At 39.9% G+C, this 20,131-nt stretch carries 15 protein-coding genes; all 15 read left to right on the plus strand.

Features of this window, described 5'->3' with window-relative positions:
- Positions 1-7: 7 nt before the first annotated feature.
- The 15 genes from AC27JL_RS04215 to AC27JL_RS04285 all read left to right on the plus strand — a co-directional run bounded on the left by AC27JL_RS04215 (position 8) and on the right by AC27JL_RS04285 (position 20,114).
- Positions 8-427 carry a hypothetical protein gene (locus tag AC27JL_RS04215; RefSeq protein WP_006792566.1) on the plus strand — a complete coding sequence of 140 codons (420 nt, stop codon included), beginning with the start codon at positions 8-10 and terminating at the stop codon, positions 425-427.
- A 34-nt stretch (positions 428-461) separates the two neighbouring features.
- Positions 462-929: a type VI secretion system lipoprotein TssJ gene (gene tssJ, locus AC27JL_RS04220; protein ID WP_008129958.1), complete on the plus strand. Its 468-nt coding sequence runs from the start codon at positions 462-464 to the stop codon at positions 927-929.
- Positions 929-2,269 (plus strand): type VI secretion system baseplate subunit TssK, encoded by a 1,341-nt coding sequence (tssK, locus tag AC27JL_RS04225; protein ID WP_006792568.1) that lies wholly within the window; start codon positions 929-931, stop codon positions 2,267-2,269. Before tssJ ends, tssK begins: the two co-directional genes overlap by 1 nt.
- Before the next feature lie 15 nt (positions 2,270-2,284).
- Positions 2,285-3,007 carry a type IVB secretion system protein IcmH/DotU gene (gene icmH / locus AC27JL_RS04230; RefSeq protein ID WP_006792569.1) on the plus strand — a complete coding sequence of 241 codons (723 nt, stop codon included), beginning with the start codon at positions 2,285-2,287 and terminating at the stop codon, positions 3,005-3,007.
- An 8-nt stretch (positions 3,008-3,015) separates the two neighbouring features.
- Complete coding sequence (tssM, locus tag AC27JL_RS04235) at positions 3,016-6,687, plus strand: type VI secretion system membrane subunit TssM (protein ID WP_487194886.1); 3,672 nt, start codon at positions 3,016-3,018, stop codon at positions 6,685-6,687.
- Positions 6,688-6,698: 11 nt separating this feature from the next.
- Complete coding sequence (tagF, locus tag AC27JL_RS04240; protein ID WP_487194887.1) at positions 6,699-7,691, plus strand: type VI secretion system-associated protein TagF; 993 nt, start codon at positions 6,699-6,701, stop codon at positions 7,689-7,691.
- Complete coding sequence (locus AC27JL_RS04245; RefSeq protein ID WP_487194888.1) at positions 7,688-9,259, plus strand: type VI secretion system domain-containing protein; 1,572 nt, start codon at positions 7,688-7,690, stop codon at positions 9,257-9,259. Before tagF ends, AC27JL_RS04245 begins: the two co-directional genes overlap by 4 nt.
- A 76-nt stretch (positions 9,260-9,335) precedes the next feature.
- The gene (tssB, locus tag AC27JL_RS04250; RefSeq protein WP_006792573.1) at positions 9,336-9,857 is read left to right on the plus strand and encodes a type VI secretion system contractile sheath small subunit; all 522 of its coding nucleotides are present in this window, start codon (positions 9,336-9,338) and stop codon (positions 9,855-9,857) included.
- 10 nt (positions 9,858-9,867) lie between these two features.
- Positions 9,868-11,394, plus strand: coding sequence for a type VI secretion system contractile sheath large subunit (gene tssC / locus AC27JL_RS04255; protein ID WP_006792574.1), 1,527 nt, complete (start codon positions 9,868-9,870; stop codon positions 11,392-11,394).
- A 254-nt stretch (positions 11,395-11,648) separates the two neighbouring features.
- Positions 11,649-12,134, plus strand: coding sequence for an Hcp family type VI secretion system effector (locus tag AC27JL_RS04260; protein WP_006792575.1), 486 nt, complete (start codon positions 11,649-11,651; stop codon positions 12,132-12,134).
- A 56-nt stretch (positions 12,135-12,190) separates the two neighbouring features.
- Positions 12,191-12,598: a type VI secretion system baseplate subunit TssE gene (gene tssE, locus AC27JL_RS04265; RefSeq protein ID WP_006792576.1), complete on the plus strand. Its 408-nt coding sequence runs from the start codon at positions 12,191-12,193 to the stop codon at positions 12,596-12,598.
- A gap of 22 nt (positions 12,599-12,620) precedes the next feature.
- Positions 12,621-14,339 carry a type VI secretion system baseplate subunit TssF gene (gene tssF, locus AC27JL_RS04270; RefSeq protein WP_008129942.1) on the plus strand — a complete coding sequence of 573 codons (1,719 nt, stop codon included), beginning with the start codon at positions 12,621-12,623 and terminating at the stop codon, positions 14,337-14,339.
- Complete coding sequence (gene tssG / locus AC27JL_RS04275; RefSeq protein WP_006792578.1) at positions 14,336-15,316, plus strand: type VI secretion system baseplate subunit TssG; 981 nt, start codon at positions 14,336-14,338, stop codon at positions 15,314-15,316. The genes tssF and tssG overlap by 4 nt, the downstream gene beginning before the upstream one ends.
- An 18-nt stretch (positions 15,317-15,334) precedes the next feature.
- A complete protein-coding gene (gene tssH / locus AC27JL_RS04280; RefSeq protein ID WP_487194890.1) occupies positions 15,335-18,067 on the plus strand; it encodes a type VI secretion system ATPase TssH in 2,733 nt (910 codons plus the stop codon).
- A gap of 25 nt (positions 18,068-18,092) precedes the next feature.
- The gene (locus AC27JL_RS04285; protein ID WP_338109307.1) at positions 18,093-20,114 is read left to right on the plus strand and encodes a type VI secretion system Vgr family protein; all 2,022 of its coding nucleotides are present in this window, start codon (positions 18,093-18,095) and stop codon (positions 20,112-20,114) included.
- Positions 20,115-20,131: the final 17 nt, after the last annotated feature.

The following is a 20,131-nucleotide window of genomic DNA, read 5'->3' on the forward strand; positions in this document are numbered from 1 at the left end:
GCTTGTTATGAATAGAAAAGAGTTTATAAATCAAATAAATAGCTTGTACTCTTTGGCTTGGTCAATGACTACAAGTGTATCCTCCTTACTTGATCAAGTGGGTATTCCTGCCCATCGTGTTTTTTCAGAAAAGTCCATAGAGCATTTTTTCTTTTTTTTAAACAATCCCCCAGTTGATAATGAAAAAGTTACTTTAATTAATGGTGATGTATCTATTTATATTAAAGAGCTTTCTTTAATAAATACTAAATTAATTACATCTATAGATGATGTGGTTACTCAGTCTTTATTAGTTGAATCGCAAGAGAAAAGTAAATCAAAACGTTTTTTAGGGTTGTTTAAAAGTGACAAGTGGTCTGATTGTGCGAACGATAGATTTAATAAAGTAATTTGCCCAGTTTACGAAGCTAATCTGTGCAGAAACTAATTTTAATTTAAATAAAAATAATTATGAGGTAAATATGCGCTTTATTACAAAGGTTATAACGAGCTTTTCATTGTGTTTTATTTTAGCCGGTTGTATGAGTACTAACGTAAGTTTAGATGTTAAAGCAACAGATAATTTAAACTTAAACCAGTTTGATGAGGCTTTACCAGTTGTATTAAAAGTTTATCAATTGTCTGATATACAAACATTTAAAACAGCCACGTTTGAAGAGTTGTGGAAGTCTGATAAATCAGTATTAGCAAATAGTTTAATTACATTAGAAGAGCGCACAATTCACCCTTCAGAAAAGTCTGAAATTAAGTTTGAACAGGCCGAAAACGCCAAGTTTGTAGCGATTGTTGCATTATTTAGAGACCGCAATGGGGATAATTGGAAAGCATATTATCCGCTAGCTGATGGGCCGGTTAAGTTATCTACCTCATTAGATGTGTTAGTAACTAACAATGAAGTGCAACTACCTGGTGTGGATAAGGCCGAGTAATGAACTTAAAAGCTCCCGCTAAGCCTGTATGGGCTGAAGGTGTATTGCTGGCTCAGCAACATTTTCAGTTATTTGATGATTACCACGATCAGAGTCAAATAGTACGCCATGCACTTACATCACCTTTAGCTTTTGGCTTAGAGCATTTTTCTATTGACGAATCGTCTCTTGCCAGAGGTATTTTAAAAGTAATTAGCTTTAAACTCCTGCTTGAAAATGGCCGTTTATTAGATTTTGATCGCCAACAGCACGAAGAGCTAAAGCTGGAGCTCGATAATACGCATGAAGAGAGTGTTATTTATATTGCTATTGCTGCAAATAAAACAGTAAGCAATATAGAGGGCTATGCAGCTAGTGGCCAATTAAGCGCCTACGAAGCAGATTATATTGATTTAGAAGATAACCACGATGCGTCACGTAGTCGCGAAGTATTAATTGCGAAACCTAAATTTATACTGTTGTCTGATTCTGACGTTAAAACCTATTTTGATACGGTTGCCTGTTTAAAAATAGCGCGCGCAGATGATGGGTCATTTATTTTAAATAAGCAGTTTGTGCCGCCTTTATTAAATATAACAGCTTCGTCTTATTTAACTGAATTATTAAATAGAACGGCAAATTTGGTTAATGCAAAAGTAAACGTGCTTTTAAGCAGACGAAAAAATTATGGCTCGGTGACCGACTTTGGCCCAAATGAAATGAACACATTTTTATTGCTTAATGCCATGGCGCCGTCGGCTAAACGGTTAGATCATCTTAAAAACCTTTCTTTAGTTCATCCTGAACGCTTGTATTGCGAATTGGTTGATTTAATTAGTTCAGTTTCAATGTTTGAGCACAGTGATTTAGTTAATCAGGTTCCTCCTTATCAGCATAAGCATTTAAGTAATGTATTTGGCCAATTAGATGAGTTGTTAACGCGTTTACTTGAGGGTGTAGTACCTAAGAAAATGGTGGGGCTTAAACTCGAAAAAACATCAAATGCAATTTACCAAGTGGCAACCATTGATTCTGCAACCTTTACAAATAACGACTTTTATCTCGCGGTGTATTTTGAATCAGAAGACACAAAATGGATTGAAACCTTTAGTGAACAGGTGAAAGTAGGTGCAAGCGAAAAACTCGATATTATGATTTCGTCGGCATTGGCTGGTGTTCAGCTAACACATTGCCAGCGCCCTCCTAATAAGCTGGCTATAAAAAGTGGTTATGAATACTTTAGGCTTGAATCACATGGGTTTATTTGGCAACAAATTATTGAAGAGCAGTCATTAAGTTTATTTGTGCCATTTGGATTACAAAGTGCACAAATAGAAATTGTGACCGTTGCACGCAGTTAACGTTGAGTTGAAATTATGCAAGAAAAACAACAAGAACAAGATTTAGTCGCGTGCATCTCTCCGGTGATCAATGCGCTCACTCCTTTAAAACTTAAGCAGTCTACTACTGTTGAGCTAGAAGAATTTAGAGAAAGCTTATTAGCTAGCTTTGACGAATACGAACGTAATTGCTATTCGCAGCAGGTGACAACCAGTTTAATGCAAGAAGTTAAATTTGCATTAACAGCAATGTGCGATGAGTTTGTAATGAGCTCGGGTGCACATTTTAGAATGGATTGGATGTCGCGACCTCTGCAGCTTGAATTTTTTGGTAATAACCGGGCAGGCGAGGAGTTTTTTGAGCGCTTAAGTAAGTTAAGAACAGGGGGAGAGCAAAAACTCGCTGCCTTAGAAGTTTACTATATTTGCTTGCAACTTGGTTTTGAAGGTATTTACAAAGTTAAGGGTATCGAGCAATTAAAAGCGTTAATTGTTGATGTTAGAGCACAAATTGAAGACATAAAAGGCACTCCCAGCGCTCAGCTTTCTGAAAACGGTGTACCTGCAGAAGGGTTTGCAATGAAGGTGGGCCGCAATATTCCTTATTGGGTTATTTTATCAATTTGTCTGGGATCGATTGCCTCTTTATTTGCTGGGTTTCATTACGTTATCAGTAAGCAAGCGACCCAAAGTACACAAACAATAAATAACCAAATTGAAGTGCTGACTCAGCTCAACAAAACCAACGAAACACGATAGGTAATACAATGCAGGGAAGAGTTAATAAAAGCGGTTTAGTCCATTTTTTACTGGGCTTAGTATCATCGCGTGCAACGGGTCAGTTAATTGGGTTAATTGCCGTTTTAAGTATTGTGTGGTTTGCCGGTCGTATGGTGGGTTTAGACACCACTGACAAAAAGCTTATTGCTATGGGTGCCGTTACCGCTGTTTTTATACTGTTTATTTTTATTCGTTGGTTATGGACTAAACGTTCTGGTGATAAATTAGCGTCTGAGCTTGCTAGTCATAATGCGGGTTCTAGCGCTGAACTTGATGAAATAAAAGATAAAATGCAAGAAGCATTGGGGTCTTTAAAAGCGTCTCATTTAGGAGCTGGTTACAGAGGTAACACAGCATTATATGCATTACCTTGGTATATGATCATTGGCCCTTCTGCGGCGGGTAAAAGTACTTTATTTGCAAACTCAGGGTTGCATTTTCCATATTCTAACTCAAGCGAACTGCATATTCAGGGCTTTGGTGGTACTCGTAATTGTGATTGGTGGTTTTCAGATCAGGCCATTTTAATTGACACCGCAGGTCGTTACACCACAGAGCAATCTGAAAACAAAGAGTGGTTGTCTTTTTTATCTTTACTTAAAAAATACCGTCCTAAATTACCAATTAACGGTGTGATGGTCGCCATTAGTGTGGCAGATGTTTTAACGTCAGATAGCGAAGAAATTCGTCAACATGTGAAGCTCGTACGCGAGCGTATTGAAGAATTGATTACACAGCTAGGTGTTATTTTTCCTGTGTATATTACCTTCACAAAAACCGATTTAATTAGTGGTTTTGAACCCTTCTTTAGTGACCTGTCTGAACAAGAACGCGAGCAAGTGTTTGGTGCCTATTTACTTGATATTAGTGAAGATCAAAAAAATGATCCGGCTGAAATGTTTGAAGTTCGCATGCAAGACCTGTACGAACGCCTATGTGAACAACGTTTAAGTAAGGTTGCACGTGAAAGAAATGAACATCGTAAGCAACTTATTTTAGATTTTCCTAATCAATTTAAATCAGCGTCCACCAAGCTTACAGAATTTGTAAACTTGTTATTTAAATCTAACCCGTATCAAGAGGTTCCTTGGTTTGCAGGTGTTTACTTTACATCAGGCACACAAGAGGGAACGCCAATAGAGCGTATAACCAACGGAGTCAGAGATCAATTTGGGGCTGTAATTGTTGAGCAAAAACAAGAAAGCATTACGCAAAGTTACTTTATTAACCGTGTTTTTAACGATGTTATTTTTAAACTGCAAGATTTAACTCGTGGAAATAGAAAAAAACGTCTTGTTGGGCGTTGGTTAAAAGGGTTAACAGTTACATCAGGGTTAGCGTCTATTGCAGCAATTACGGCTTTATTAATTACGTCTTACACAAGTAATCAGTTACTTCTAAATCAAGGTGAAGCGCGTGTTAAAGCCGTTGTTGAAGCCAGTGTAAATAAAGCAAAAGATGAGCAAAAGTTAGCAGCTACGCTCGCATTGTTCGATCATTATGGCCAATTGCGCAGTTACGAAGATTCTCTACCTTGGTATTTTATTTTTGGCATTTATGAAGGCGACGAAACACTTGGTAGTGTAGCTAATGTTTTATTTAACCAAATGAACCAGCTTATTACTTACCCGGGTGAAGAGCGTTTACTTACTCAAATTAAACAATACGAAACTCAGTGGTTAGAAGATGAAAAAGAGGCAAAAGCGACCATACGCCAAGCCTACTATGATGCGTTAAAAATGCATTTAATGATGAGTACTAACCCTGAAAACATGTCACCTGAATTTGCAAAGGAGCAGTTACTTACCTTCATTGCAGAGCACTTTAATATTGACATAAACGCCGAGGAGCAGGCACCTATTTATACTCAACTAAGTAGTTTAGTTGATATGTATTTAGAAAATATGGGCAATGATATTGAGCAACCAGGTAACATTGTTTTTTGGCAATCTAACGAAACCTCTATCGCGTTAGCGCGTGAAAACCTAAACACCCAGCCTGAGGCGTTCCCGCTATATCAACAAGTTATTACAAGCTTTGCTGAGCGTAAAAAGCCACTACTTTTGAATAACTTTATGGCTTCTAAAAATCGTGATGTGTTCAAAAGTAAATACAAAATACCTTACGTATACACAAATTTAGGCTGGGAAGAATATGTTTTTCCAGAAATTAAACGTATTTCTCGTTTAGTGTTTTCTGGCGATTGGGTTATGGGAACAAGTAATGACTCGGGGCAAAATGTGGTAGATGAAGCACAAGCTGAAACGCTAGCTAAAGCAATGCGCGCCTATTACTTTAAAGATTATGGCAACACGTGGTTTGAGTTTCTTGATAGCGTGAAAATGCCAGCTTTTAGAGATTTAAATGACGCCAGTATTGATTTTGCGCGCCTTTCGTCAATGGACGGCCCTTTTAATGACCTAATGAAATTAGTGAGTGACAATATTACGCCGGCAGATGCGCCACTTAAAAGCCAAGCATCAATCGGTAAAACAGCGTCAGATGTTGCTAATAAATTAGCGCTAAACACACCAACAATTACGCAGATCAGTACTGTTAGAGCGCCAGAACTTGAAAGCCGCTTTGCTGATTTAAGACGTTTTGCACAGGCAAACGCTCAAGAAAACTCATCAGACTACTTAAGGCAATATATTAGTTCGTTAAGCAGTATTCATTCTGATATTAAGGCAATGGCCGCCAGCAATGAAGATGACGCGCAAGCGATGATTTTTGCTCAAGAGCTACTCTCTGGTAATAGCCAAAGTAATGCATTGCAGTCGTCGTGGATTATTATTGAAAGCCAAACTCGCGCGCTTGACCCGCAAACTAAAGAAACGTTAGATGCCTTGTTTAAAGCGCCGCTTCATGCGGGTATTGCAACGATTATGGCTAAAGCCCGGACTCAGTTAAATCAAGAGTGGGAAAATCAAGTTTACACTATGTATAACAGCAGTTTAGCTGGCAAGTATCCGTTTAATTTAACGGGGCCTGATGCGGCAATTGCTGATGTTTCAGAATTTTTAAACGCTGAAACGGGCATTTTATGGGGCTTTATAAATACGCAACTTAAACCGTTTATGAAAGTTCGTCGTGGTGTTTGGGAAGAAAAACAATGGAATGGTGTTGGCATTGGTTTTAGCCCTCAATTATTAGATGGGTTAACTAAGGCAACTAAAGTAACGCGTTCGTTATTTGTAAATGGAGCGGATAGCGCAGGGTTTACATTCCAAATGATGCCTGTGCCAGTTAGAGGTATTCGTGAAACTTATTTAGGCTTTAGCGAGCAGGGATACCGTTACCGAAATGAACCAGAAGAGTGGCGTAACTTTTCATGGCCAGGGCGCGGTGCTGCAGAAAAAGCAGTGTTGTATGGCCTTGATAATAAAGGGCGCAGAATCTCAATTGCACAAGATGGCCCATGGGCGTTATTAAAAGTACTTAACTCAGCCAATGTTAAATGGATTAAAGGTACTGAATTTTTAGCAACATGGGAGTTAAAAGATAAATCTGAAGAGCCGCTTACGGTGCAGTTTTCTCTTAAATCAGGACGCAACAGCGGTATATTTTCTAAGTACATGCTTACGTCGTTTGCGCTTCCTAGCAACTTGTTCTCACAAGCGCCAACGTTGGCTCAATCGCAGTCGCGAACGATGCAATAGGCGGCTGACCAATGTTTAATTTATTTACTAAAAAGAAAACACCGACCCTAGTAAAGCAACATGCATTTGGTTTTATGGGTAAGACACCCATTAGGCCAGATTTTGTAAAGCTTAATATTTCATCGCGTGAGTCAGTCTCTTTTGATCATTGGCTACAAGAAGGGTTTGCGCATTTAAATAGAGGTCGAAAAGCAAGCGATACTCATCATTTAAATGGATGTAAATCGTTGTTTTTTATTTCGGGTAATGCAGACGATGGTGGTTTACTCGGGGTACTACAACCGAGTACTGACAGCAGCGGTCGTTTTTACCCATTTAGCTCATTTGTGCACAGCGGTTTAGAAACGTATAAACGTCATCCTGCTTTTTTGTTTTTATTTGCAAGCCAAGTAATTGAACGCCTATTGGGTGTGAATGAAAATATTAAAAATGCGTCAAATATTAATGAGATGGAGCAAAAGGCTCAGGGTTATAACTTGGTAGCTAATTCGCTTAAACAGCAACCAAATTTAACTCAAGAGTTAGACAAACTCAGAACAATTCCGATGAGTGTTTTTTGGGATCATTTAGAAATAAATGATATTGCTAAACGCGCAATTCTTATTGAAGAGCTTTCAATCGTTTTAAAATCTATTGCCAATAGAGGCTGCTTAAGAAGCCAATTTGGTATTCGTTTACCTATGCCTCGCTTTACGCACGAAAGTGCATTAGTAGCTGGTTTTTGGTTGCACTTAGTCGCCTCAATGGTGGCAGATCATAATTGGCAACCTTGGTTTTTTTATCAATTAGGTGATGAAAACCAATCTCCTAGCTTAACTATTTTTTGTAGGCCTATTCCAGCCTCGTACTTTAATAGTGTGTGGGAGTGCGATAAAAAATCGAACGATATTATTGATTTATGCAACCTAAAAGTCGAAAAACAACCATCATCACAAACACTTAATTTTGCTGATATGGATAATGTAAGTGTATATGACGCGCTTCGCCGTTGGTGTAAATCATGAGTTTAAAAGCACCGCATACGCACACCACATGGATTGAATGGCTTGAGGCTTTGAGTTCGCCACTTTTAGGAAACAAATGTGGTGAAGATTTAAAGTACGAAGAAACATTTAAAGCATTAAAAGCCTCTTCCTCTGGAGTGGGTGAAGTTGACTTTAAAATGATGTTTATTCAAGCAACCGATCTTATTAATACGCAAAGTAAAGATCTGCGTATTGTGAGTTATTTGGCACTTGCGGCAACCAGTGAGTTTGGTGTGACTGGCCTCACCCATACGCTTTTATTGTTTAATCGTTTATTAACCACCTTTCCCGACGAAGTGCACCCGCTAAAAGCAAGAATGCGAAGTGCGGTAAATACCTGGTTCTTACAGCAGCAAGAGCGTTTAAAAGGTGTTGCCCAAGGACACAATACTAACCCAGAGCAATGGCCTGAACTTGTTGCTGCATTAAAACAATATAACGAGCAATGTGTTGCTGTGCTTGATAGTGAGTCAGGCCCATTATCAACATTAAACGATTGGGCTCACGAGCAAGAAAAACGCAACCCGGTACCCATTGTTGAGCCTAAAAAAGTTGAGCCAGTACAAGAGCCCGAACAAACGACAGTTAATAATGCTGTGCAAAGTGCGCCTAAGGCTGATGAGCCAATTACAAATGCAGCACCCGCGCGTTCTCAAGTTACTGTAAATACTAACGATATAGCATCAGATACCGCATATTTAGCGGCTATCAGGCAGTTATTAAACTTTGACAAAGAGCAAAATAACATTGAACGCGTAGTGAAATTATCACGTGCAGCACGGTGGACTAAATTATCTTTACCTGCAAATGAAAATGGTAAAACACGCCTCCCAGCTCCGCGTGCAGCCGCATTCGCCCCTATTGAAAATGCCTTGGCGAGCGACCAACCAGAGCAAGCCTTAAATTTAGCTGAAGGCTTATTTATGGAAGGTGCTATGCAATTTAATTTAAATCTGCAAATTCTTACATTAAATGCTTTAAAAAAACTAAACAAAGGACACCTTGTTCATTGGTTAGAGCAACAGCTTGTTAATTTAAACGAGCAGTTTCCGGCTTTAACATCACTGCAGTACGACGATAGCAGTGCGCTTTGTTCACCCGTTAATAAAGAATTTATAAGAGAGCTTGCTAATTCATTCAATACTGACTCCACCAGTGCACAAAGTAACTTATTTGATGAGCAATACGTTGAGTTAGTCGAGGAAGTTGAAAAAGGTCAGTTGTCGAGTGCGTTAAAAAAAGTAGATGAAATAACCATTTTAAATGCTTTTGATAAAGCGCAAGCACAGTTATTAAAGTCAAAATTATTAATAAAGGCTGAGCACTATGAACATGCTTTGTCTTTATTAAATGTATTACTTGAACAAATAAACGCGCACGATTTAGCGCAATGGCAACAATGTTTTTGCATGGAAGTATGGCGATTCTCCAAGCAGTGTTATGCAAGTTTGTCACAAACGCCAGAAGATGAAATGAGTTTAGCTGCTAAACATATTAGTCAGCAAATGATGGTAACTGATCCCGCACAAGCATTAAGTTGGGTTTAGTTACAAGGGCCTGACTAATATGTCGAGGTTTAATTGGAATTGAGACGGTAGATAACCAAACTGCAAAGGAAAAAACATGAGTGATACATTTCAAAAAGAGATCCCACGAGCTCGGATCAATATTTCGTTAGAGCTTGATACAGACGGCGCTTCGCAAAAAAGTGAATTACCGTTAAAAATGTTAGTGATTGGTGACTATTCAAATGGTCAAAATAGCCAAGAGCTTTCTGAGCGCGAGCGAGTAACAATTAATAAAAATAACATTGAGCAAGTGCTAAAAGATATGGCGCCTAAAGCTAACTTTCAGGTTGCTAACAAAATTAAAGGCGACGGCGAAATTAACGTTAACCTTGAGTTTGACTCTTTTAAATCGTTTGATCCTGAGTCGGTTGCAGCACAGGTGCCTGAACTTAATAAAATGATGGCAATGCGTAATTTACTACGTGATCTTAAATCTAACTTATTAGACAACTCATCACTGCGTAAAGAGCTTGAGCGTGTATTACAAAATCAGCCTGAACTTGATGAACTAAAAGCAAAACTTGACGAAATTGCACCACTTGCGTCTGAAGAAGAAAAACAACCCGTAACGGAATAAGGAGGTTACCATGTCAATGCAAGAACAATTAAATGTAGCTGCACATACGACAGAGCAAGCTGCTTTATCTACCTACGAAAGCATTTGTGGAATGGTTGATATTTCACCTGTTGCAGATGAAATTAAACTAGACTCATTCAGAGACGCCAGCAACCTTGCTGAAACACGTGCTAATGAGCGCTTAACAGCAGCTATTAACGTATTTTTAGATATGGCCGGTAGCAGCGATCAAGAAGTAACGCGCATAGATAAACTGCTTTTAGATGATTACATTGCAAAAGTAGATACAATTATCTCTCAGCAGTTAGACCAAATATTACATAACCCAAGCTTTCAAAAAATGGAATCAGCTTGGCGTTCACTTCGTTATTTAATTAACCACACGCCTAATAACGCAAATATTAAAATTGAAATGCTTGATGTTGATAAAGAAACATTAAGAGACGACTTTGAAGAAGCGCCAGATACAACACAATCTGCGTTATACAAACACGTATACACGTCAGACTACGACACGCCGGGTGGCGAGCCTGTATCAACCATGGTATCTAACTTTGAGTTTGATTGTTCTGCACCAGATGTTTCGTTACTACAAGAAATATCGCGTGTTTCAGCGGCGGCTCACTGTCCATTTATGGGGAGCGTTGGTCCTAAATTTTTCTTGAAAGATTCACTTGAAGAAGTATCAAAAATTCAAGATTTAGGTTCTTACATGGAGCGTGCGGAGTTTCTTCGTTGGAAAAACTTCCGCGAATCAGAAGACTCTCGCTACATTGGCCTAGCATTCCCACGATTTTTACTGCGTTTACCATACGGTGAAACAAATCCTCTTCGTAACTTTAATTACCAAGAAGATGTTAACGCACAGCACCATGAGCGCTACTTATGGGGTAATGCTACGTTTGCATTTGCAGCCAATATTATTCGTAGTTTCCATGACAACGGTTGGGCTGTAAATATTCGTGGTCCGCAATCGGGTGGTAAAGTTGAAAACCTTCCTCTTCACTCGTTTGAAGCAGGTAAAGGGTCTGAAACTAAAATACCTACCGAAGTGCTTATTTCTGAAACGAAAGAGCTTGAATTTGCTAACCAAGGGTTTATTCCACTTAGTTACTATAAAAATTCAGATTTTGCGTGTTTCTTCTCTGCTAACAGTGCACAAAAGCCACAAGTACTTGAAACCAGTGAAGCAACAGCAAATGCACGCATTAACTCGCGTTTACCTTATATTTTCTTAGTGTCGCGCATAGCGCACTACTTAAAGGTTTTACAGCGCGAAAACATTGGTTCGAGCAAGCCGCGTCATGAACTAGAGCAGCAGCTAAATGATTGGCTAGGCGCTTTGGTAACTAAAATGAATAACCCAGATGAGTCACTTATTGCAACGCATCCGTTAAAAGATGCAAAAGTAACCGTGTCAGAAATTCCGGGTAACCCGGGTTACTACCGCGTAAGTACCTATATTGTGCCGCATTTCCAAGTTGAAGGAATTGACGTTCGTTTAGCGCTAGTAGGGCAGATGCCTGGCGAAAAATGAACTGCCAAGCCGCCGATGAAACGCATTTAACGCAGACTTTATAGTGTAAATACGTCAATTTGGTGAGTAGCTGGTTGGTGTACTTAAAGAATATAGACTAATGGTCTGAAAAGTTGCCCCAAGTTGGTTGCACCCAACTTGGGACATATTCCCCAGTGGCATGAAGCAGAGGGCTTTTTGGGGGGCATAAACAGTGATGTTTATGCCAATGCCAACTAACAGGAAACACTTCATTCTAAAAGGAGAATAATGAAATGGCAATTCCAGCGTACATGTGGTTAAAGGATGACCAAGGTAATGACATCAAAGGTTCTGTAACAGTTGCAGAACGTGAAGGTTCAATTGAGATCCTACACTTTGATCATGAGCTTCGTATCCCTACGGATAATGATACTGGTGAACTTACAGGTACTCGTAAGCATGAACCTTTTGTTATTACAAAAGCGGTTGATGCATCTACACCGTACTTGTACAAAGCGTGTTCAAACGGTCAAACACTTAAGCAACTTGAGCTTAAATGGTACCGTATTGATGACACAGGGACTGAGCGTGAATATTTCTGCCACAAGTTGGAAGACGTAAAAATCACTTCAATCTCACCAACAATGCACAACGTTAAAGACTTAGACAAGGAGCGTTACCCGCACCTTGAAACAGTTTGCCTACGTTACAAGCGCATTACTTGGACTTACTTAGATGGCAACATCGAGTTCTCTGACTCTTGGACTGAAGGTCGTTAATTAGTCAGTACTTATTAAGGATATGCGAAAGCATATCCTTTTATTGAGATCCAAATATGGCGTTATTCGATTTTTTAACTCAACCCGTTATTCGCAATGGTCATCAGGGCTTTGAAACTGATGAGCAAGCCAGTGTGTGCAAACATTTAAATGAGCTTTTAAATGCCCGCAGAGGCGTTTTAAAGCACTTAACCGACTATGGCTTACCCGATGTAGAAGATATTTACGAAGGGCTTCCTTATTCGCAACACACATTAGCGTTTGAAGTTAAAAAATTGATAGAAAAATACGAACCCCGCGTTCGCTATGCAAATGTAACACCGGTCGAAATTAAAGAAGACAACTGTGTAATTAGGCTCGATATACAAGCTTTTCTAACCAGTGGACAAAGTATTAAGCTAAATACGCGGTTTGAGTCGGGCGGTAAAGCAGATGTTATACAGCACGCAAAAAATAATAACTAATGTAGTTCAAAAGGATTGATGAATGCAGCAATATTTTGATGCACAAATGCGCTTACTTACTCAGGCTGGCAAGCAATTTGCTCAGTTTTATCCTGAGCACGCAGGTATGCTTAATATTGATGCATTAAAAGACAGAGACCCGCATATTGAGCGTTTATTAGAGGGGGTTGCTTATTTAACGGCGCATACTCAAAAACGCTTAGATGAATCTGTGCCAGAGGTATCTGAGCAGGTGTTGCGTCAGCTGTGTCCTATTTTGTTAAGTTATTTTCCTTCCAGTACGGTGGTGCAGTTTTCTCCTAAATTAGCAATGCAAAAAACGCACACTATTGATAAGGGGTTGCAGTTAAACCCGCCAACAGCTAAGTCGGATGGCAAAAAAATTATATTTACGACCACGCACAGTTTAGATGTTGTGCCTTTAGATGTTGAGCATGTGCAATATCAAGAGTCGCATTTGGGTGCCGAGCTAAGAATTGGACTCAAATTTGTATGCCAAGGTGAGCGTAGTAACTTTGATTTATCTACACTTAACTTTTATTTGCGCGGTGATACACCTTTATGTAGCGCATTATTTCAATTACTAAAAACACCTAATAAACAGGCCGAACTCGACTTTGGTGCCAATCACTTTGAATATAATAAAAAGCTTAAGGCAAAAGGGTGTAATGCCAGTTATTTAGATATTGACGGCGCATTACTTCCTAGCGCGGCTAAAAGCCACCCAGGGTATGCTTTATTACTTGATTACTTTAATGCCAAAGATCGTTTTTACTTTTTAAGTTTTGATGGTTTAAAAAATGAAGAGTTTCCTGAGCATATAGACCGGTTTGAAATTGTATTCAGAGGGGATAAAAAGCTTCCTCCGGGACACCAATTAAGTAAAGAAAATATACTAATAAATTGCGTACCCGCTATTAACTTGTTTAGCCAAGCAGCAGAGCCAATAAAAATAGAACCTAATAGAACCGATTACATGATAAGCGCGGATCAAGCACGCACCGATCATGTTTTTAGCTATACCGTTGACGAAGTAGCAGGGCGTAATTCGGTAACAGGTCAAACTCACGAATACACCCCCCGCTACCAAAGTGTATTTGAAGACGAAAAAAAGCTATTTACCGTGCTAACTAAAGATGTAGGCGCTGCGGCACCAACGCATTACTTACAACTACCATTTAATTTAAACGACGAAAAAGAAACGCTATCGATTGATTTAACTGCATTTAATGCAGGTTGGCCGCGTCAATTACTACAAGAAGGCGATTTAAATGAAGGGGGCAAAGATATGCCCAATATTGTTGATGTTAAAAATGTTATTCGCCCAACAAACTACTTAGCATGCCCAAGTCAGCCAAAACACTGGCAGCTTATTAGCCTTTTAAACGTAAAATTTTCTCAAATTACGCAAGTAACTGAACTTAAAAGGTTGCTTGTATTATTTGATTGGTCAAATAAGGCCGAAAACCGATTAAGAATTGAAAGTATTTTAAAAATATCAGCAACGCCTATCAGTCAAATTAAGCGAGGCATTTTTATCAAAGGGGTTGACGTACTAATTGATATTGATGAAAGCAAGTTTGTTGGAGACGCAGACCTATACCACTTTTGTAATGTACTGCACGAGTTTTTTTTGATGTACGCACCTATAAACGAAAGCGTACAAACGCGAGTTAACGCAATTCCAAGCTATAAGTCGTGGTGTTGGGATATTGAGCCGGGTAAGAGTTACCAGCTATGAATTCGTCAAGCAATTACGTACATCCTGTTTGGTCTAAATTACCCCCAGCGATTGAGGGCTTAATTGCTGAACCCTGGCGCTTTAATTTATTTAAAGCAATGAGCCTAATAGAAAAACACTGGGCTGCGCCGCAAGAGCTTGATCATGGCATAAGTAGCCGTGTTGTTTTTAAATCACACAAAGAACTGGGTTTTCCTGCAACCGATGTTCGCGAATGTGTTTTAGAAAACGAAGGTAGAGGAAAACTCAGTTTATCGACGTCATTTTTGGGTTTATATGGCGTAGACGCGCCCATGCCCCATTACGTGTTAGAGCAAGCAGCAAGTGATGAGCAAAGCGGTGATCGAGTACGCCAGTTTTTAGATATTTTTAATCATGTTTTGTATTGTCAGTTATTTCAGGCTTGGAAAAAGTCTCAAATTAATATTGCAGGCAGAGGCGCGAATCAATTTGATGATTTAGTTAAATCTATTTTATTAGGTAAAACAGATCAAAAAATTCAGTGTGGCATTGCAAGCTTAAAGCAAACAAGTGCAGCGGGTTTAGCGCAACTACTTAAGCACAGCTTAAACATAGACACATTAAAAGTTGACGATACACGAGCCAATTGGCAACACGTAGATACCCCAAGCGCAATAGGCGAAGAAAACCAAATGGTATTGGGCAATTCTGCTGTATTGGGAACTCAGGTGTTGGTTAGCGGTAGTGTTTTAACAATTGATATAGGGCCAGTCAGTAGCGATGTAGCCATAAGCCTTTCACCAAGGAGTGAAGAAGGAATAAAAATGGCCGCTTTGCTTAGTGCGCATTTACCAAGCAATGTTGAGTGGGTATGCCAAATAAAAGTAGCAAATGACGCTGTTTCAGAGCAGCTCATTGGTCAGCAATCGTTAGTACTAGGACATAATTCATATTTAGGGGCAGCAGCTGCAAATACAACAACTCATAGCTACAGCCATCAACAGTATAAACACTAAGGAATTAAGGATAAAAAAATGGATGCTAAAGGCATAAAACAACTTATAGATAAATTAAATGGCCATACTGCTACTGCACTTGAATCAGCTGCAGGTTTTGCCAGTAGCCGCAGTCACTTTGAAGTACTTCCAGAGCATTTGCTTATTAAACTAATGGAAGAGGGCAGTAATGGTGATCTTGAGCACATTTTTCATTTTTTTAATGTTAATCAAGATGCTGTTTGGCATGAGTTACTAGACTTTTTAAATAGGCAGCCAGCGGGTAACCAAAGTAAGCCTACATTTTCGCGTCGTTTATACGAATGGCTAGAGCGCGCATGGTTAAGTGCAAATGTTCAGCATAAGAGTGATTTTATAACGGGTGCTGCTCTAGTTGACTCTTTAACTGAATTGTTACCTTACAGCCCAGTGCTTCAGCTACCAGCACTACTTGATAAAATTGACTCACGCTTTTTAGCCGAAAACTTGGACAAAATATGTCAGCAATCGTCTGAGCGTTTAAACCCTGCAGCTAAATCACAATCAGCCAATAAATCAGAAAACTCAAACGACAGTGCTGCACTTGATGAGTACTGTGAAGATTTAACGGCTAAAGCAGAACAGGGAAAAATAGATCCTGTACTGGGCCGTAATGACGAAATTAGAATGATGGTAGATGTGTTATGCCGTCGCAGAAAAAACAACCCTATTTTGGTAGGTGATCCAGGTGTTGGTAAAACTGCGGTTGTAGAAGGGTTTGCACAACGCATTGTTGATGGCCAAGTACCACAAGACCTACAAGGTGTTCGCCTTTTAGTGCTTGATATGGGGTTACTACAAGCAGGAGCGGGTGTTAAAGGCGAATTTGAACGCCGCTTAAAAGCCGTGATTGATGAAGTAAAAAACTCCTCAACGCCAATCATTATGTTTATTGATGAAGCACATACGCTTATAGGTGCTGGTGGCGATGCGGGCATGAGTGACGCTGCAAACTTATTAAAACCGGCGCTAGCTCGTGGTGAGCTCAGAACTGTAGCTGCAACAACGTGGAGCGAGTATAAAAAATACTTTGAACGTGATGCTGCATTAGAACGTCGTTTTCAGCTTATTAAAGTTGATGAGCCCACAGAGCAAGCGGCTCAGCTTATGCTTGCAGGCTTAAAAGACAAATACCAGCAGCATCATAATATTCAAATAACCGATGACGCTATTGAAGCGGCTGTGGTTTTATCTTCGCGTTACATAACAGGGCGCTATTTACCAGACAAAGCCATTGATGTACTTGATACCGCTGCGGCGCGTGTGCGTATGTCGTTTGCGACAGACCCTGCAGCAATAGAAGCAGAACGTGAACACATAAATTATTTAGAAACCAGAATAAATAGCCTAAATATAGAGTTAGGCCAAGGCTTGGCGGTAGATCAAGATAAACTAACGCACCTAGTAGAAGAGTTAGTTAATGCCCAAAGTAAATTAGCTGAGTTGACACACTCGCGCGAATCGCAAATATCAACCTTAAGCCAAATTAATGAAATAAAACAAGCAAACGATAAAGACCTTGATAGCGAATCGTTATTAATGCTTCGCCAGTCACTTAAAGAACAAAATACGCAAGACAATGGTTTATTTAGTGAAGTAGATGCCGATGCCGTTGCGCAAATTATTTCACAGTGGACCGGCGTGCCAGTAGGAGCAATGGTTAAAGATCAAATTAGTAATTTGATTAATTTAGAAGCCACCATAGGCCAAGAAGTAATAGGTCAGCAGGCGGGGATTGCAAAAATTGCGCAAACGCTCAGAGTAAGTAAAGCAGGTGTAAGTAACGATGAAGGTCCGCTTGGCGTATTTTTATTAGCGGGTCCATCGGGTGTAGGTAAAACAGAAACAGCGCGTTGTTTAGCTAAACAGTTATTTGGTGGAGACAAATTTTTAACCACAATAAACATGAGTGAATACCAAGAGTCACATACTGTGTCGCAGCTTAAAGGTTCACCACCAGGGTATGTAGGTTACGGCGAAGGCGGTGTGTTAACCGAAGCCGTAAGACAGCGCCCGTACTCTGTTATTTTGCTCGATGAAGTAGAAAAAGCGCATAAAGACGTGATGAATATGTTTTACCAAGTGTTTGAGCGTGGCAGCATGCGCGATGGTGAAGGGCGCGAAATAGACTTTAAAAACACCGTTATTATCATGACATCTAACTTAGGCTCTGCTGAGCTAATTGACGCCTGCACACCACCTACGGTAATAGACTTAAGTCCAAAAGAGGACGACGAAGAGTCGCAACAAACTGAGCACGAAGCGGCAATTAACGAAGCCCTCAATCCAGCGCAAGCGCCCATTAACGAAGACGGAACAGCTTGGTCAGTGCCTACTATTGGCGCGCTTACGGATTTAATAAAACCTCAATTACTTGCTTTTTTTGCACCCGCTTTATTAGCCCGAATGCAGGTTATTCCTTACTTAGCACTCGACTCTGATGCATTACAGTCAATTGTTAGCTTAAAACTCGAAGCCATCGCTAATCGTTTACACGAAAACCATAAAATGCAGTTACGTGTAGATGCCAGTGTGCTTGAAAAGCTAACCACTCAATGCACGCTTTCTGACAGCGGTGCACGTATGGTCAATGCGGTCATTGAACAGCAAATACTGCCAGGGATAGCCAAATCAATTTTAGAATTTATGGCAGAAGAAGACATGCCAGACATTTTAACGTTAGCTGTTGATGAGCAAGACGAAATTACAGCAACATTTGCCGATAATGCGTAAATAAAAGGACAACAAAATGGGATTCATGGACGTATTTAACGAATTAAAAGCCAGCTCAAGTCATTTTAGTGTTGCAATACAAGGCATGCCCGACGGCATGGTGTATGTAACCGACTTTGAGTCTAAAAACGATCGTTTATGTGAAGACTATGAATTTAAAATCCAAGTTTTGAGCCCAGAGCATTTAACGTCTGATATGTTAATAGGAAAAGACGTATCGCTTTCTATGGTGTGGTCGATGACTGACCGCACTATATCAGGATTAATTAGCGGGTTTATAGCTCATGGACAAAGTCACCAAGGGTATCATTATACCTTGGTCATGAACTCCCATTTAACGCTCCTTAAACATCAGCACTCTAACCGTGTATTTACTGCCATGGATGCAGGTAAAATAATTAGCAGTGTGTTTAAAAAAGCAGGGTTTCCTACTCAAAAATTAAGTGTTCAGGCAAGTTCGAGTTCGCTTGATATGACCGTTCAATACAACGAAACAGATTACGAGTTTGTAACCCGATTAATGCGTAAATACGGCTTTGTGTATAGCTTTATTGAGCAAACAGGCGGTGACTGTACACTGCATATATGTAATGACTCTAAAGATATTGCGCAAAAATTTGATGAGGTTAATTTAAGTTACATTCCGCCTTCGGGGCAAGTTAGAACAAGTGAATCAATATTTGCGATAAGCAGGCAAGCACAATTGTTTGTGCAAAGTACACACTTAAACGACTACAACTACCAAGCACCAGGAAATTTACAAGTATCGCAAAATAATAGTGCATCGGTAACAGGGTTTGGTGAAGACAGCCATTATGGCGACAACTATGCGCAATCAGGAGATGGGCAAACACTTGCAACCATTAGGCAGCAGGCGTTTGATTGCCAGCGAGAGCAAATAATAGTTGATACCGATTGCAGAGCTTTACGCCCTGGCATGCGCTTAAATATTTATGACCACCCAGAGCACGATGGGCAATACTTAGTAACACGTGTTGAGCATAAAGGCAGCCAAAATGCAGCCGTTGAATATGGCTCTAATGTTAAAGGCCTAACGTATAAAAACCAAGCGTACTTAATTAGTGTTGACCAAGTGTACAAAGCTCCATTAATTCCCGCCAGACGAGTATTTGCAACCTTTAACGCATTAATTGAACAAGAAATAGATGACAAAGGTAATTACGTTGTAAAGCTGCCTTTTAACCAAGATGGCGAAGGGCAAGAAAGTCGCTCAACACGCTTAATGCAACCGTATGGGGGCAGTGGCCATGGCATGCATTTTCCGTTAACACAGGGCACAGAAGTACTCGTTTGTGGAGAAAATGGCGACTTAGACAGGCCCATTATTTTGGGGGCACTTTATAATCAAAATGCGCCTAACCCAGTAACAAGCCAAAACCCAACAGAAAACAAACTGGTGACCAAAGCGGGGCACAGTTTTGTAATGGACGACAAGAAAGGCGAAGAAAAAATAAGCCTTGCCAATAAAAATAATAAAAATCAGTTACTGCTTGATGCAACAAACGGTGCACATCAAGCAACGCTTAAGTCGGTTGATGGTGACGTAAAAATTTCGGCAAAAGAAAACCTGCAATTTGTAGCTGAAAATGACGCTAATTTTACCGTGGCAAATAACTTTACTACCCGTGTTGAAAACAACCTGCAAATTCAAACGCGTGAAGGTGATATTACCGTCACCTCAGCAGCCGATTTAAGTTTAAAGTCGACGGCCAATACGCGCATTGAAGCAACCGACGGCAGTTTAGAATTAAAAGCAGCGCAAGAGCTTAAAGTGCAAGCCCAGCAAGATGTAAGTGTTTACTCTGTTGACGGAAACCTTGAACTTCAAGCGCCACAGGGCGATTTAGAGCTCAATAGTGGCAATAACATTACTATAAAAGCCAATGGTCAGGGCTCTATTCAATTAAGCCAAGGCGGAGCAAGTATTGAAATAGATGCAGCGGGCAACTTAACGATTGATGCCACTAATATAACGCTGAGCGCCACTAATATAGCTATTAAAGGCAGTGCAATTAGTAACAACTAAGTTAAAGGAGTAATTTA

The organism is Pseudoalteromonas sp. 4NS20-0020, assembly GCF_057554385.1.

Coding starts and splice junctions, on each gene's coding strand:
- AC27JL_RS04215 (WP_006792566.1), top strand. CDS start 8: ATGAATAGAAAAGAGTTTATAAATCAAATAAATAGCTTGTACTCTTTG.
- tssJ (WP_008129958.1), top strand. CDS start 462: ATGCGCTTTATTACAAAGGTTATAACGAGCTTTTCATTGTGTTTTATT.
- tssK (WP_006792568.1), top strand. CDS start 929: ATGAACTTAAAAGCTCCCGCTAAGCCTGTATGGGCTGAAGGTGTATTG.
- icmH (WP_006792569.1), top strand. CDS start 2,285: ATGCAAGAAAAACAACAAGAACAAGATTTAGTCGCGTGCATCTCTCCG.
- tssM (WP_487194886.1), top strand. CDS start 3,016: ATGCAGGGAAGAGTTAATAAAAGCGGTTTAGTCCATTTTTTACTGGGC.
- tagF (WP_487194887.1), top strand. CDS start 6,699: ATGTTTAATTTATTTACTAAAAAGAAAACACCGACCCTAGTAAAGCAA.
- AC27JL_RS04245 (WP_487194888.1), top strand. CDS start 7,688: ATGAGTTTAAAAGCACCGCATACGCACACCACATGGATTGAATGGCTT.
- tssB (WP_006792573.1), top strand. CDS start 9,336: ATGAGTGATACATTTCAAAAAGAGATCCCACGAGCTCGGATCAATATT.
- tssC (WP_006792574.1), top strand. CDS start 9,868: ATGTCAATGCAAGAACAATTAAATGTAGCTGCACATACGACAGAGCAA.
- AC27JL_RS04260 (WP_006792575.1), top strand. CDS start 11,649: ATGGCAATTCCAGCGTACATGTGGTTAAAGGATGACCAAGGTAATGAC.
- tssE (WP_006792576.1), top strand. CDS start 12,191: ATGGCGTTATTCGATTTTTTAACTCAACCCGTTATTCGCAATGGTCAT.
- tssF (WP_008129942.1), top strand. CDS start 12,621: ATGCAGCAATATTTTGATGCACAAATGCGCTTACTTACTCAGGCTGGC.
- tssG (WP_006792578.1), top strand. CDS start 14,336: ATGAATTCGTCAAGCAATTACGTACATCCTGTTTGGTCTAAATTACCC.
- tssH (WP_487194890.1), top strand. CDS start 15,335: ATGGATGCTAAAGGCATAAAACAACTTATAGATAAATTAAATGGCCAT.
- AC27JL_RS04285 (WP_338109307.1), top strand. CDS start 18,093: ATGGACGTATTTAACGAATTAAAAGCCAGCTCAAGTCATTTTAGTGTT.